The organism is Plantactinospora sp. KLBMP9567 (genome assembly GCF_033446045.1).
In the GTDB taxonomy this organism is placed as follows: Bacteria; Actinomycetota; Actinomycetes; order Mycobacteriales; family Micromonosporaceae; genus Plantactinospora.
The window spans coordinates 1-14,555 of record NZ_JAWQRR010000057.1 but is presented as its reverse complement, the minus strand read 5'-3'; the positions used below and the strand labels follow the sequence as shown (position 1 = coordinate 14,555).

The window sequence follows — 14,555 nt, the reverse complement described above, 5'->3', positions numbered from 1 at the left end:
CGACCAGCCACGAGGACGCGGTCGGGCGGTGACGACCAGTGAGTGAGGCGGGACTCTCCAGTTCCCTTCGTGAGTTCCGGGAACGCGCCGGTCTGACCCAACAGGACCTGGCCGACCGGGCTGGGCTGAGCGTCGGTGGGGTGCGCGACCTGGAGCAGGGACGCGTCGCCGCGCCGCGTCCCGCCACCCTGCGCCGACTCGCCAGCGCCCTCGGCCTGTCCGCCGGGGAGACATCGAGGCTCATCCAGCTCTGTCGACACGCCCACCCGCCAGCGTACGGCCTGCGGTTGCAGGTGTTGGGCCCGCTCGCCGTCCTCGTCAACGGGGTCGGCGTGGATCCGGGCTCGGCCAAGCAGCGCACCCTGCTGGCCGCGCTGGCACTGCGCCCGAACGCGCCGGTCCACCTGGACACGCTCGTCGAGGTGATGTGGGGCCGGCAACCGCCGGACAGCGCCGCCGCTCTGGTGCAGAACCACGTATCCCGGCTGCGCCAGCGGCTGCGGGCGCCGCAGCCGGCCACCCACCCGGACCGCCTGCTGGTCGCCACCGGGGGCGGCTACCAGCTCACCGTCAGCGATGAGCAGCTCGACCTGCTCGAGTTCCGCCGGCTCGTCCGGCGGGCACGCGGCGCACACCGGGACGGGGACCTGGCGTCCGCGTACGAGTGGTACCGGCAGGCGACCGGCCTGTGGCGTGGTGCCCCGCTGGCCGACCTTGCCAGCCTGCGGATCCTGCCCGAGGCCGCGGCGCTGGACCGGGAACGGCAGTCGGTCGTCCTGGAGTACGCCCGACTCGCCACCGGGCTCGGCCACCACGACCAGGTGCTGCCCCTGCTGCGGCAGGCCGCCGACGCCGATCCGCTGGACGAGGCCGCGCACGCGCAGTTGGTCCTCGCGCTGGCCGGCACCGGTCAGCAGGCCGAGGCGTTGCGGGTGTTCGAGGCGCTACGCCGACGGCTCGCGGACGAACTGGGCGCCGACCCCGGACCCGGGTTGGCCGCAGCACACCGGCGGGTGCTGCGCCAGGAGGTGACCAGGCCGGCGGGGACCGGCACGGCGGTGAGCGCACATCGCCAGCTACCGCCGGACATCGCCGGCTTCACGGGCCGGGAGGCCGAGCTGAGCATCCTGTCGTCGGCCCTGCCGCCGGCCGGGGAGACCGGCACCACCGTGGTGATCTCCACGATCGAGGGAATGGCCGGGGTCGGCAAGACCCGGCTCGCGGTCCACCACGCCCACCAACTGGTCAGGTCCGGACGGTACGTCGACATCCAACTCTATGTGGACCTGCACGGTCACGCCGACGAGCCGCCCGCCGATCCGGCCACCGTACTCGCCTCCTTTCTCTACCTGCTGGGGGTGCCCGGCGCCCAGATCCCCGACGGTCCGGATGCCCGGGCGGCGCTGTACCGGGACCGGCTGCACGGCCGGCACGCCCTGGTCCTGTTGGACAACGCCGCCAGCGACGAGCAGGTGCTGCCGCTGCTGCCGGCCAGTACGACGAGCCTCGTCCTGGTGACCAGCCGTCGGGTGCTCGCCCTCGACGGCGCCCACACCCTGAACCTGGACGTGTTCACCGCGCGGGACGCGCACGCGTTGCTCGGCCGGGTCGCCGGAGAGCACCGGGTCGCCGCCGATCCGGCCGGCGCTCGCCGGGTCGCCGACCTGTGCGGGCGGCTTCCGCTCGCGGTCGTGCTGGCCGCCCACCGGCTGCGGTCCCGGCCAGCCTGGACGTTCGGCGACCTCGCCGCCCGGCTCGACGCGGAAGGTGACCGCCTCGGCGAGTTGGCGGTCGGGAACAGGCAGATCCGCGCCGTCTTCGACCTCTCCTTCCAGGCCCTCGATCCGGCCGGGCAGCGGTTGTTCCGGCTGCTCGGGCTGCACCCCGGCGACGACTTCACCGTCGATTCGGCCGCGGCGCTGGTGGGCGTGCCGCCATCGATGGCCCGGCAGACCCTGGAGCGGCTGGCCGACGAGCATCTCGTCACCCCGATCACCGCCGACCGCTACCGACTGCACGACCTGCTACGCGAGTACGCCGGCACCCGGGCCACCCTGGACGAGGGTGACGACGGTGCGGACCGTACCGACGCCGCCGCCGGCCGAATCCTCACCTGGTATCTGTACGCCGCCGAAGCGGCCGTCCGCCGGCTGTTCCCGTACAACATGGAGGTCGTACTGGACGAGCGGGCCCGACCATCCCACCTGCCCGGGTTCGACACCGACGAACAGGCGTTCGGGTGGATCACGGCCGAGCAGAGCACCCTGGTCGCGGCCGTGAACAGCGCCTTCGGCCACGGCAGGTACGACATCGCCTGGCGCCTGCCCGCGGTGCTCCGGTTGTACTTCGACCGCCGCAGCAACTGGCACGACTGGCTCGGCACCAGCCGGATCGCGCTCGACGCGGCACGCCGGACGGATGACCGGGCCGGCGAGGCGCTGATCCTCAGCGGTCTCGGTCTCGGCTACGGACAGCTCGGCCAGACCGAGAAGTCCGTCGACTGCCTCACCCGGTCACTGGAGATCCGTCGTGCCGTCGGCGACCGACGCGGAGAGGGCCGGACACTCAACAATCTGGGGATCGCGTACGGCCGGCAGGGCAGGTTCCACGAGGCCATCGACCACCTGACCGCGGCTCTGGAGATCCGCCGGGACACCGCCTCGCAGTACGACCAGAGCATGGCGTTGGGAAACCTCGGCCGGGCGTACTCGGGGGCCGGGCAGCACCGGGAGGCGATCCGCTGCCTGTCGCAGGCGCTTGAGGTCCGGCGGCGGCTGGCCGACCCGGCAGGCGTTGCCTCGGCGCTGTTCAACCTCGGCGAGGCACTGCTGCACGCCGGGCAGCACCGGCAGGCCCTGATCCGCCTGTACGAGGCGCGCGACCTCTTCCACCAGAAACACTGTCGCGGATTCGAGGCCGAGACCCTGGAGGTACTCGGGGACGGCCTGCTCCGCTCCGGCGAGCCGGTCCAGGCCCGGGACTGCTGGCAGCAGGCGCTGGACATCTTCGACACCCTGGGTCACCCACGGGCCGAAGGGCTGCGTGCCCGGCTGGCACAGCACCCGGCCCACCGGTAGTCGGCCCGGCAGGATCTAGCCGAGTTGGGGCTCGGCGTGCGGCAGGCCCTTCAACTCGTGGAACCCGGGCACACCGGCCACCAGGAGCGTCCCGTCCCAGAGCCGGCCGGCCTGCTCGCCGGTGGGGATCCGGGAGATCACCGGGCCGAAGAAGGCGACCCGGCGGCCGTCGGTGCCGGTCACCGCGATGATCGGGGTGCCGACGTGCTCGCCGACCAGCGCGATCGCCTCGGCGTGCGAGGCCCGCACGATCTCGTCGTACCGGGTCGACGTGCCGGCCTCGGCCAGTTCGCGCGGCAGGCCGGCGGCGGCCAGCGCGGTGTGCAGGTCGCCGAGCCAGTCCCCGTCGCCCCGGGCGGTGGTCCACATCGCCGTGTAGAGCCGGGCCAGCGCCTCCGGGCCACGCTCCTGGCGCACCGCCGCGCAGATCCGCACCGGTACCCAGAGGTACCCGTCGGGGTCGCCTTCCGGGTCGTCGTCCCGCCCCTCGTTGAGCACCGACAGACTCATCAGGTGCCAGCGCGGCTCGACCGGCCGGACCTTCGCCACCTCCAGCAGCCAGCGCGAGGTCGTCCAGGTGTACGGGCAGGAGGGATCGAACCAGAAATCCGCGACCGTCGTTTCCGGCATCCCCACTCCTTCGACGTCTCATGCGAGCCTAGGCGGAGACGCTCCGGCACGCGGACCCGGCAGGGCCGGTCGGTCGCCCGGGCAGGTGCGGGCCCACGTGGGTACCCGGGCGGGGGCCGCACCCGTCGGCGGGTCAGCGCCCGTCGAGGCGGGTCGAACCCGGAAGAGTTATTCCCATGAACGGCGCCAACTGGCGTTGCCGGGAACGCAGAGACCCCCGGGGAGATGGCCGGGGCTCTCGCGTGCGGTCGCCGCTGTAACGGTTTCCGACACCCCCGATACGGCTGGACGCCTGCCCGGGGGATTGGGTGATGAGGCAAGTCGGTTACGGGCTTCGGTGGCGGGGAACCCAGTAGAGGATCTGGCCTGCGATCAGCGCGGGGTGCGTGTCGGGCAGTGCTTGCAGTGCGCGGGCGAGGTGCAGGCCGAGGAACATCATCAGCCCCACGCGGTTGCCCTTGTAGCCGATCAGGAGGGCCAGGCGTGCCGGCGCGCACGGCCAAGGATCGGAACACGTCAGGCAGGCGTACGTCCGTCCAGGGATGTGCTGACCGGTCGGGTACCGCCTCTGAGCAAGCCGCCGCATGTGTCGGTACCAGCGCTCTTGTGGCCCGATCATGGCTATATCCAGCCGGCTCGCTCGGCATGGGGCGACGGCTCCCCGTAGCGGCCCCGGAAGGTCTGGGCTGGCGTCAGCGCGCCGCCCCGGCCGATCTGGTGCCGCCCGGACGGCGAGTTCCAGAGCGGATCCTTGCCGTCCGTGCCCGCCCGCGCCCAGCGCATGCCCGGTGGTGGCGGACCGACCGGTTCCGAGCGCGTGACCTTGGGCGAGAACAGCTCCATGCCGGCCTGGTACTCCGCCTCGGTCATGGGCCGCATAGGGGGTCCGTATGGCAAGGGAACCCGCTTGAGGGAGTCCGGGCAGACCCAGCGGTGACCACATCGACACCGCTGCCACAGTCGCCGCCAGTCTCGTCGGTGTGCCCTGCGAGAAAACAACACGCTGTCTCCTTCAAGTGGAACCGGGGTGGCGCTCGGTCTCGTGATGAAGCGAGTGCCCCCCGTAGGCGGCCCAACCCGTCCTGACTGAACTTCGGATGTGGGTCCTAGCAGGGGTGCTTGCTTCCACCCTGTACGCGAACCGCCTACGCTCGGGAGTCGTACCCGTGCCGCAACAAACGTGCGGCAATCGGAGTAAAGATGAGAACAGGACCAGAACTAAGGCAGACGCGACGCGCAGCAGACCTCACACTCGCCGAGGTCGCGCGCCTCGGTGGGCTGTCCGCAAGCCATTTGTCCCGGATCGAGGCAGGCGAACGGCCCGTTACGCCGGCCACCGTCGAGCTGTATCAGCGGGCGGTACGGCTGGCGCTCAGCGAGGCGTCGTCGCCTACCGTTGACGAGGTGAGACGTAAAGACCTTTTCGCGCTGGCAGGCGCGACCGTCGCCGGCGCGGTCGCAGGCGCTTCGTCGGTCGTTGACCTGGACGAATGCGCTCAGTGGATCGCGTGGGAGATCTGGCGCGGGGACGGGCACGAGCTACACCAAAGCCTGATACCAGCCGCCCTGCGGCCCGCTACGGCCCAGCTCGTCCAGAGGCGCCAACTCGTCCGCACGCCGGCCGGCGCCGTCCGCTTCGCTCACCCGGGCCTGCTCGACTTCCATCTAGCCTGCCGGGTGTTCGGCGAGATCACGGCCGGTGCGAGCGGCCGGCTTGAGACCACCCAGACCAGCCACGCGACCGATCTAGTGATCCGCGAGTTTGTTCAGCAGGATGCTGCCAGCGAAGCAACCCTCAGTCGGTGGATGCGGGGCGGCGCAACGGACGTCCTGCGGGTGAATGCGGCCGGCATCCTGGCGAAGGTCGAGGTACCCGAGACAGCCGACCGGGTGATCGCAGCGCTTCGGGCGGACGAGGCAATGCGGGCGCTGTACCTGACGGCGGTCGCGAGCCGGGTCCTCGGCCTGCCGTGGGTGCTCGCCACGCAGTTCGCCCAGGGCTCGGCCGTTGCCGGGCCGGATGCGGCATTGAAGCTCGCCGAAGAGCTGCGCAACCCTCGCGACGCGGCGGCCCGGTGGTGTAGCGCGCTGCTCCTACACCGGGCCAGCGCGGCCGGCCGCGAGCCAGTGAGGGCGGCTGTCGCCGATGCCCTGCGGACCGAGAGCGCATCCGAGAACCTACGCACCATGGCCGCACTCCTGGCCGGCGCTGACCCGATCACCACGACAGCAGAGAGGCCCCGATGATCCTCGTTTCCGTCCAGCCTGGACAGGAAGTCATGGCAACGCTGACGGCCGAGCTTCAGGCACGTGGCGTAGCGAACGGCGCCGTCGTGTCGCTGATCGGAGCCGTCGAGGGCTGCGCAATCTCAACGATGGCGGCCGACGACTACTCGAAGGACATCGTCACGGAGTACAGCGAGCCGATGGAGTTGACCGGGACTGGCGAGGTAAAGGACGGTGCGGTTCACGTCCACGTCGTGCTCGGCCGCCAGGGCGACGAAGCCAAGGCCGGACACCTGCACTGGGGCAGGGTTGAGCACTTCTTCGTCAATGCCTATGTCGTCCCACTGTGACCGGGAGCCACCAATTCGGGGGAAGGACCAGGTCTCTCGCAGACTGTCGAGCTGCCTCGCCTGGGTACCCGGGACACCGCACCCGTCGGCGGGTCAGCGTGCGTCGAGCCGGGTGGCGTTCGGTCCGACCAGCCACTCGGTCTCCTCGCAGCTCGCGATGAAGTCGGCCGGGAAGCCGGCGGTGAACTCGACCGCCGCAGAGAGCCGCCGCACCGCCTCGGCCGGCAGCGTCACGTCCACCGCGCCGAGGTTCTCCTTGAGCTGCGCCACGGTGCCGGCTCCGAAGATCGGGTGTACGGCCCGGGAGCCGGCCCTGGCCCAGGCGATGGCAACCTGCGCGGCGGTCACGCCCAGCTCGTCGGCGACCTCCTGCACCGCCAGTACGGCTGCCTGCTCCCGGGCGTCGAGTGCGCCGAACCCCTCCCCCGCCCGGGATGTGGCACTGTCGCCGGGGCGGGTGTGCCGGCCGGAGAGCAGTCCGTGTGCCAGCGGCGACCAGCTCGCCACGGTCATCCCGAACGCCTCCGCCATCGGCAGCAGCTCCCGTTCGATGTCCCGTTCCAGCAGGTTGTACGGCACCTGGAGACCCACGAACGGCGCCCAGCCGCGCCACTCGGCAAGCGTGTTCGCCCGGCTGACCACCCAGGCCGGGGCGTCGGAGATACCGACGTAGAGGATCTTGCCGGCCTGGACTGCGTCGTCCAGCGCCCGCATCATCTCCTCGATCGGGGTGTGCCGGTCCCAGACGTGCGCCCAGTACAGGTCGATGTGGTCGGTACGCAGCCGCTTAAGGCTGGTCTCCAGGGAGAGCCGGAGGTTCTTCCGGTGGTTGCCGTACCCGTTCGGATCGGTGCGGTCCCGCGACGCGGTGTACTTGGTTGCCAGCACCACCCGGTCCCGCCGGCCGGTCAGCAACTCGCCGAGGATGCGCTCGCTCTCCCCGTCGCCGTAGTTGACCGCCGTGTCGACGACGTTGCCCCCCGCGTCGAGGTACGCGTCGAGGATGTCCCGGGCGGCCGGCAGCGGCGCGACCCCGCCGGTCGGCGAGGCGAGCCCCATCGCGCCGAGGAACAGTTCGGAGACGCGCAGGCCGCTTCGGCCCAGTAGTCGGTACCGCACGGGAGACTCCTTCGGTGGCAAAGGATTGATGCCACCACTGTGCCGGCGCCGGCCGCCGGCTGGGAGCCTCCGCGAAGGGTATCCCTGGCAGGGTCAGCATGACGGCCGGCTAGCTGCCACCACCGGCGACCCCGCCCCGGACGACTGCGTCAGGCCTCGGCGGAGCCGGACAACGCCGCCCGTACGGCCGCGGTGTGCCTGCCGCATGACTGGCTGACCTGGCGACTGGCCGGCGCACCGGGGCTGGCTTCGCTGGACGCGATGATCGAACAGGGCACGACGGTCAACCGGGTCGTCCTGGTCGGCGGCGGCGCCCGCTCGGAGGCGGTACGCCGGATCGCGCCCACGGTCTTCGGCCTCCCCGTGCTCGTCCCACCGCTGCGGGAGTACGTCGCCGACGGCGCCGCCCGCCAGGCGGCCTGGGTGTTGTCGGGCGGGCAGCGACCGCCGTCGTGGACGGTCGGGCAGGTGCAGACGTACGAGGCGGACGCCGTGCCGGCGATCCGCGAACGGTACGCCGTGGCCCGCGCGAACGCCCTCGACCGCGCTGACTGACAGCGTCAGCTCCCGGGAGATCCGAGCGGACGCGGAACGGGTCCTACACTGCTCGGCATGGTTGCCGTCGACGAGGGCGAATTCGTCCTGCTGAACGACCTCCCGGTCGAGGACGAACTCGCCGACCTCCTCGGCACCTCGATGGTCGCCGGTGAACTCGCGAACCTCATCTACGGCTCCCGCGCCAGTACCCCGTTCGTGCTCGCCGTCGACGGCCGCTGGGGTACCGGCAAGAGCACCCTGATGAAACAGCTCTCCGACAATCTCGCCCGGCGCCCGGACGTGGAAACGGTGTGGTTCAACGCCTGGACCGCCAGCGGGGTGAGCGCGCTGACCGGGATGCTCAAGCTGGTGCTCGGCAAGCTGGACCGCAACGTGGTGCGGCGGGCGTTCCGGCAGCTCCGCGACAACGAGGTGCTCGGCGGCTCGCTCCGGATCGGCGCCGGCGTCGCCGCGTCGTTCTTCCGGCTCGACCGGGCGCTCGACCAGCTCTGGGCCCAGATGTCGGTCGACGCCAGGGCCCGGGAGCAGGCCCGCGACCTGCTGGCCCAGTCGCTCGGCGCCTGGGTCGACGAGCAGACCGGCCAGCCCCGGCACACCATCGTGGTCTTCGTCGACGACCTGGACCGCTGCGGCGAGACGACCGCGATCGAGATCTGCGAAGCCATCAAGCTCTACCTCGACCTGCCCGGCATCGCCTTCGTGCTCGGCTGCGACCTCTCCGTGCTGTCCCGCATCTCGCTGCCGGGCGCGGAGACCGGCAGCCACGTCCGGGAATACCTGGAGAAGATCGTCCAGGTCAGCTACCAGATCCCGGTGGCGCCGGAGGCGACCGTGGCGACCATGATCCAGGGGTACGCGGCCAGGTCGGGGACCGGGCACCTGCTGACCGAACCGCTGGTCGCACTGATCGGGCGGCAGTGCGCCGGCAATCCGCGCCGGGTGAAGCGCCTGCTGAACAGCTTCGTCGCCGAATACCAGCTCGACCCGCGCTGGCGGGAGTTCGGCGCCGACGGCCTGATGAAGTCCGTCCTCCTGCAACACCTGTATCCCGACCTCTACCGGGAGATCCTGCGTACCACCGGTGACACTGTCGGCGACCTGCTCGCGTACCGGTCGGCCCGGTACTGGCTGCTGAACCACGGCCGGCAGCCGTCGGACGAGGACGTCGAGACCGGGCGGCACCACCTGGCGTCGTACGGCGTCCTGCAACCCTCGGAGGACGATCCGATCGAGGTGTGGGAACGGGCTCTGGGGCAGCTCGAGGGCCGGGTACCGGAGGCGTGGCGGCTGCTGGCCGGCAACGAGGACTGCCGGATGCTGATCCGCGACCTCGGTCCGGAGGAGGAGCGGCTGCGGCTGCAACACCGGCTGCGCCGACGTCCACTGAGCACCACTCCCACCCCGATCGACACCTCCGCCGTCGACGGGTCGAGGTACGAGGGACTTCGACTGCTCTGGATCGACGACTCCCCGGCCGACAACGAGCTGATGATCAACAGCCTGGCTGCCCGGGGCGCCCAGGTGCGGACCAGTACCGGCACCCGGCAGGCGATGGACCTGCTGCCGCTGTTCCAGCCGAACGCGCTGATCTCGGACCTCGGCCGGGCCGATGACGAGTACACCGGGTTCGACGGGCTCCGGGCGCTGCGTCAGGCGGGTTACGCCGGCCCGGCCCTCTTCTTCACCTCGGTCGTCGACGACGGCCGCCGCGAGGGGGCGGAGGCGGTCGGTGCCGAGATAACCGCGTCGTCCGTACGCGTCAACGAATGGACCGAGGCTCAGGCGGCAACCCTGTCGTAATCCGTACTGCTGCCACCACTGCTCCGCTGCTGCTGCCACCACTGCGCCCGGCACCGATCACCCGGCGGGTAGGCTGCACCGCCATGGCCTCGGAGAGCGTCACGACGGGCGGCATGACACTGCACTACACGCTGACCGGTGACGACCTGCTCGACGGATTCTCCGCACAGTCCCGGCACTTCCGCCAACCCTGGTACCTGCGCTGGCCGACCACCATCCTGACGCCGGTGGTCGTGGCGGCCGTCCTCGTCAAGGCCGCGTTGACCGGGGAGTTCTCGACGATCGTGGCACTGGCGGTCCTCGCCCTGCTGGTCGTACTGATGCCGATCATGACCGGACTCGACTTCCTGTTGCGCCGGTTCGTCCGCGATCCCCGGCTGATCTACCGGCTGAACGTGCGGCTGCTCGTCCGGGCGAACCCGGCGCTGACCCAACCGATGACCGCCACCGTGGACGAGGGCGGCGTACGGGTGCGGAACGTCAGCGGGGAGATGCACAGCGGCTGGTCGATGCACCCGCTGCACGTCGAGACGGACCGCTCCTTCGTCCTGCTCGCGTCACGGGGCCGGGGCGCGGCCGTACTGGTGCTGCCGAAGCGCGGGTTGGCCGGGGCCGACCCGGCACCGCTGCGGGCGCTCCTCGCCGCGCACAGCAGCCGGCTCGGTTGACCCGGCTCGCCGGCCGGTAACCCCGGCCGGATACGGCCGAAGACCGACCGCACCCCCAGCGACCGCACCCAGCAACCGCGCAGCCTGCACCGGCACGTGTGCCCGCACATAAGAATCGATCCGGATAAATCGCCCTACTCTGCCACATCGATCCGGACGGATCGGCCCGGGGTGTTGACGCATCCGTAGCACGTCTGCAACATTACGACGACACCACGCAAGTTTCGGGTCGGTAGTTGCTCAATAGCTTTCTACTCCCCGGAATTTCTGGACAGGCGTTCTCTGTGTTCCTTCCCCGGCTGCCTCGGGGGATCGACCCTCGGCGGGGTCGCGGCGGCGGTGGACAGGCGGACGGACGGCGCCACCGCTCGCCTTCGGCGGCGGGCGGCAGCCGGGCCAGCCGCCGACCAGGCCCGGTCGCTCGCAGCACCTCCGGTCGGTTCCGACGAGCGCCAAGGAAGACGATGAGACAGCTACCACCAAGACCCCGCCTGATCGCGGCGACGCTCACCACCGGACTACTCGTGGCCGCCGGATCGCTCTTCCCGAACCCGGCCTCCGCCCGTCCCGACACCGGCCCGCAGCTGGCCGAGGTCGCGGTCGCCGCCACCGTCAGCGCCAGCAGCTCGCACCCCGAATACCCGGCGGGCAACGCGGGCGACGGCAACCAGGGAACCTACTGGGAGAGCGCCAACAACGCGTTTCCGCAGTGGATCCAGGCGGACCTGGGCGCGGCCACCGACGTGAACCGGCTCGTGCTCAAACTGCCGCCCGGCTGGGGCGCCCGCACCCAGACCCTCGCCGTGCAGAACAGCAGCAACGGCAGCACGTTCAGCACCCTCGTCGCCGCCACCGGCTACACCTTCAACCCGGCCAGCGGCAACACCGTCACCGTCAACCTGCCGACCACCAACACCCGCTACCTGCGGCTGCACATCACCGCCAACAACGGCTGGCCGGCCGGTCAGCTCTCCGAGCTCGAGGTGCACGGCCCGACCGGCGGCCCGGACGGGCAGGCCCCGACCGCGCCGACCAACCTGGCCTACACCCAGCCGGCCAGCGGGCAGATCCGGCTGACCTGGAACGCCGCCGGCGACAACGTCGGCGTCGTCGGGTACGACGTCTACGCCAACGGCGCACTGCGGGCCAACCTCGGCAACGTGCTGACGTACACCGACAACCAGCCGACCAGCGCGACGGTCTCGTACTACGTACGGGCCCGGGACGCCGCCGGCAACGTGTCGCCGAACAGCAACACGGTGACCCGCAACGGCACCGGTAACCCGCCGGCCGGGACGAACCTGGCGGTCGGCAAGCCGATCACCGCCTCGTCGACCGTGCACACCTTCGTCGCCGCCAACGCCAACGACGACAACGTGGCGACGTACTGGGAGGGGGCCGGCGGGGCGTACCCGAGCGTGCTCACCGTGCAGCTCGGCGCGAACGCCACGGTCAGCTCGGTGGTGGTCCGGCTGAACCCGGATCCGGCCTGGGGCCCGCGCACCCAGACCATCGCGGTGCTCGGCCGCGAGCAGAGCGGTTCGTCGTTCGGCAGCCTGTCGGCGGCAACGGTCTACAACTTCAACCCGGCCAGCGGCAACAGTGTGACCATCCCGGTCAGCGGCAACGTCGCCGACATCCGGCTGTCGATCACCTCGAACAGCGGGGCGCCGGCCGGCCAGGTCGCCGAGTTCCAGGTCTTCGGGGTACCGGCGCCGAACCCGGACCTGACGGTCACCGCCGCCACCTGGAGCCCGGCCGCGCCGGTCGAGACCACCGCGATCACCGTCTCGGCCACGGTCCGCAACGCCGGCACCGCCGCCTCCGGTGCCACGAACGTCAACTTCTACCTGGGTACGACCCTGGTCGGCACCGCCACCGTCGGCGGGCTCGCCGCCGGAGCCAGCAGTACCGTCACCGCGAACGCGGGACCGCGCAACGCCGGCACCTACCAGTTGACCGCCAAGGTCGACGAGTCCAACTCGGTCGTCGAGCAGAGCGAGACCAACAACAGCCTCACCAACCCGTCATCACTGACCGTCGCCCCGGTGGCCAGCTCGGACCTGGTGGCGATTCCGAGCTGGTCGCCGAGCACCCCGGCGAACGGCCAGACGGTCACCTTCGCGGTGGCGATCCGCAACCAGGGCACCAGCGCCTCGGCCGGCGGGGCGCACGGCATCACGGTGACCGTGCTGAACGCCAGCGGCACGGCGGTACGCACCCTCACCGGCTCGTACAGCGGGACCATCGCGGCCGGGGCCAGCACCGCGCCGGTGAACCTCGGCACCTGGACCGCGGCCAACGGCCGGTACACGGTCCGGACCGTGCTCGCCGCCGACGCCAACGAACTGCCGGTGAAGCAGGGCAACAACACCAGCGACACCCCGTTCTTCGTCGGGCGCGGCGCCAACATGCCGTACGAGATGTACGAGGCCGAGGACGGCACGCTCGGCGGCGGCGCGGCGATCGTCGGGCCGAACCGGACCGTTGGCGACCTCGCCGGCGAGGCGTCCGGCCGGCGCGCGGTGACCCTGAACAGCACCGGCGCCTACGTCGAGTGGACCACCCGGGCCCCGACCAACACCCTGGTCACCCGCTTCTCCATGCCGGACGCCCCGGGTGGCGGCGGCGCCAACTCGACACTGAACATCTACGTCGACGGCACGTTCCACAAGGCCATCGAGCTGACCAGCCGGTACGCCTGGCTCTACGGGGCCGAGGCGAGCCCGAACAACTCGCCCGGCTCGGGCGGTCCCCGGCACATCTACGACGAGGCGAACGTGCTGCTCAACTCGTCGATCCCGGCCGGCAGCCGGATCAGGTTGCAGAAGGACCCGGCCAACAGCACGACGTACGCGATCGACTTCGTCAACACCGAGCAGGTCGCGCCGAGGGCGAACCCGGACCCGGCCCGCTACACCACGCCGGCCGGCACCAGCCACTCCGACGTGCAGAACGCGCTGGACCGGGTCCGGATGGACACCACCGGCAACCTGGTCGGCGTCTACCTGCCCGCCGGCACCTACAGCACCTCGAACAAGTTCCAGGTGTACGGCAAGGCGGTAAAGGTGGTCGGCGCCGGCATGTGGTACACCCGGTTCCAGACACCACCCGGCCAGGAGAACACCGACGCCGGGTTCCGGGTCGAGGGTACGGCGAACGGCTCCTCCTTCGAGCACCTCGCCTTCTTCGGCAACTACACGTCCCGGATCGACGGCCCCGGCAAGGTCTGGGGCGAGTTGCAGAACGTCTCCAACCTGACCTTCGACAACGTCTGGGTCGAGCACACCGTCTGCATGTTCTGGGGCGTACACGTCAGCAACGTCACCATCAAGAACTCGCGGATCCGCAACACCTTCGCCGACGCGGTCAACATGACCAACGGCAGCACGAACAACCTGGTCAGTAACGTCGAGGGGCGCGGCAACGGCGACGACGCCTTCGCGCTCTTCTCGGCGACCGACGCCGGTGGCGGGGCGAACACCGGCAACGTCTTCGAGAACCTGACGGCGACGTTGACCTGGCGGGCCGCCGGGGTCGCCGTGTACGGCGGGCAGGACAACACCTTCCGCAACATGTACATCGCCGACCAGCTCGTCTACTCCGGGATCACCATCAGCTCGCTCGACTTCGGCTATCCGTTCGTCGGGTTCGGGCCGGGAATCACCCGGGTGGAGAACGCGTCGATAGTCCGGTCCGGCGGCCACTTCTGGGGCGCGCAGACATTCCCCGGAATATGGGTGTTCTCCGCATCGAAGGAGATGCGCGGAATCCGGGTCAGTGACGTCGACATCGTGGACCCGACCTATCACGGCATCATGTTCCAGACGAACTACGTGGGCGGTCAGCCACAGTTCCCGGTCACCGACACCGTATTCACCAATATTTCCATCAGCGGAGCGCAACGCAGCGGCGACGCGTACGACGCCAAGTCCGGGTTCGGCATCTGGGCGAACGAGATGCCCGAGGCCGGTCAGGGCCCGGCGCGCGGTACGGCGGTCTTCAACAACCTCCGGCTGAGCAACAACTACCAGGACATCCGGAACACCACGTCCACCTTCACCATCACCGTCAACCCCTAGTCCGGGGAAAGTGCGGGGTGTCACCGGAAGCGCCGGCTTCCGGTG

At 70.7% G+C, this 14,555-nt stretch carries 10 protein-coding genes and 2 pseudogenes; 8 read left to right on the top strand and 4 right to left on the bottom strand.

The window, feature by feature from the left end; translation table 11 throughout:
- Positions 1-38 precede the first annotated feature (38 nt).
- Positions 39-3,077 (top strand): BTAD domain-containing putative transcriptional regulator, encoded by a 3,039-nt coding sequence (locus R6Y94_RS40550; RefSeq protein WP_318402183.1) that lies wholly within the window; start codon positions 39-41, stop codon positions 3,075-3,077.
- A 15-nt stretch (positions 3,078-3,092) separates the two neighbouring features.
- Here R6Y94_RS40550 and R6Y94_RS40545 read toward each other — a convergent pair whose 3' ends face one another.
- The 3 genes from R6Y94_RS40545 to R6Y94_RS40535 all read right to left on the bottom strand — a co-directional run bounded on the left by R6Y94_RS40545 (position 3,093) and on the right by R6Y94_RS40535 (position 4,577).
- A complete protein-coding gene (locus R6Y94_RS40545; protein WP_318402182.1) occupies positions 3,093-3,707 on the bottom strand; it encodes a disulfide bond formation protein DsbA in 615 nt (204 codons plus the stop codon).
- A gap of 325 nt (positions 3,708-4,032) precedes the next feature.
- Complete coding sequence (locus R6Y94_RS40540; RefSeq protein ID WP_318402180.1) at positions 4,033-4,326, bottom strand: hypothetical protein; 294 nt, start codon at positions 4,324-4,326, stop codon at positions 4,033-4,035.
- A 2-nt stretch (positions 4,327-4,328) separates the two neighbouring features.
- Positions 4,329-4,577 carry a hypothetical protein gene (locus R6Y94_RS40535; protein WP_318402178.1) on the bottom strand — a complete coding sequence of 83 codons (249 nt, stop codon included), beginning with the start codon at positions 4,575-4,577 and terminating at the stop codon, positions 4,329-4,331.
- A 330-nt stretch (positions 4,578-4,907) separates the two neighbouring features.
- Between R6Y94_RS40535 and R6Y94_RS45475 the strand changes: the two are divergent.
- From R6Y94_RS45475 to R6Y94_RS40525, 3 genes and pseudogenes are all read left to right on the top strand, one after another.
- Positions 4,908-5,057: pseudogene (locus R6Y94_RS45475) on the top strand (helix-turn-helix domain-containing protein); the annotation flags it as partial.
- Between the two features lie 54 nt (positions 5,058-5,111).
- Positions 5,112-5,954 (top strand): hypothetical protein, encoded by an 843-nt coding sequence (locus R6Y94_RS40530; RefSeq protein ID WP_318402176.1) that lies wholly within the window; start codon positions 5,112-5,114, stop codon positions 5,952-5,954.
- Positions 5,951-6,283, top strand: coding sequence for a PCC domain-containing protein (locus R6Y94_RS40525; RefSeq protein WP_318402174.1), 333 nt, complete (start codon positions 5,951-5,953; stop codon positions 6,281-6,283). Before R6Y94_RS40530 ends, R6Y94_RS40525 begins: the two co-directional genes overlap by 4 nt.
- A gap of 93 nt (positions 6,284-6,376) precedes the next feature.
- Here R6Y94_RS40525 and R6Y94_RS40520 read toward each other — a convergent pair whose 3' ends face one another.
- On the bottom strand, positions 6,377-7,402 hold the full coding sequence (locus tag R6Y94_RS40520) for an aldo/keto reductase (RefSeq protein WP_318402172.1): 1,026 nt from the start codon (positions 7,400-7,402) through the stop codon (positions 6,377-6,379).
- 252 nt (positions 7,403-7,654) lie between these two features.
- Here R6Y94_RS40520 and R6Y94_RS40515 point away from each other — a divergent pair.
- The 4 genes and pseudogenes from R6Y94_RS40515 to R6Y94_RS40500 form a co-directional block, all read left to right on the top strand.
- Positions 7,655-7,957 (top strand): annotated as a pseudogene (locus R6Y94_RS40515) (FGGY-family carbohydrate kinase); the annotation flags it as partial.
- Positions 7,958-8,014: 57 nt separating this feature from the next.
- Entirely contained in the window at positions 8,015-9,760 is a 1,746-nt protein-coding gene (locus R6Y94_RS40510; RefSeq protein WP_318402170.1) for a P-loop NTPase fold protein, read from the top strand.
- 83 nt (positions 9,761-9,843) lie between these two features.
- The gene (locus R6Y94_RS40505) at positions 9,844-10,428 is read left to right on the top strand and encodes a hypothetical protein (protein WP_318402169.1); all 585 of its coding nucleotides are present in this window, start codon (positions 9,844-9,846) and stop codon (positions 10,426-10,428) included.
- A gap of 464 nt (positions 10,429-10,892) precedes the next feature.
- Entirely contained in the window at positions 10,893-14,510 is a 3,618-nt protein-coding gene (locus tag R6Y94_RS40500; RefSeq protein ID WP_318402167.1) for a discoidin domain-containing protein, read from the top strand.
- Positions 14,511-14,555 lie beyond the last annotated feature (45 nt).

What these genes read in the sequence shown, in the direction of transcription:
- R6Y94_RS40545 (WP_318402182.1), bottom strand. Translation starts at nt 3,707, where the DNA reads ATGCCGGAAACGACGGTCGCGGATTTCTGGTTCGATCCCTCCTGCCCG.
- R6Y94_RS40540 (WP_318402180.1), bottom strand. Translation starts at nt 4,326, where the DNA reads ATGATCGGGCCACAAGAGCGCTGGTACCGACACATGCGGCGGCTTGCT.
- R6Y94_RS40535 (WP_318402178.1), bottom strand. Translation starts at nt 4,577, where the DNA reads ATGACCGAGGCGGAGTACCAGGCCGGCATGGAGCTGTTCTCGCCCAAG.
- R6Y94_RS40525 (WP_318402174.1), top strand. Translation starts at nt 5,951, where the DNA reads ATGATCCTCGTTTCCGTCCAGCCTGGACAGGAAGTCATGGCAACGCTG.
- R6Y94_RS40510 (WP_318402170.1), top strand. Translation starts at nt 8,015, where the DNA reads ATGGTTGCCGTCGACGAGGGCGAATTCGTCCTGCTGAACGACCTCCCG.
- R6Y94_RS40505 (WP_318402169.1), top strand. Translation starts at nt 9,844, where the DNA reads ATGGCCTCGGAGAGCGTCACGACGGGCGGCATGACACTGCACTACACG.
- R6Y94_RS40500 (WP_318402167.1), top strand. Translation starts at nt 10,893, where the DNA reads ATGAGACAGCTACCACCAAGACCCCGCCTGATCGCGGCGACGCTCACC.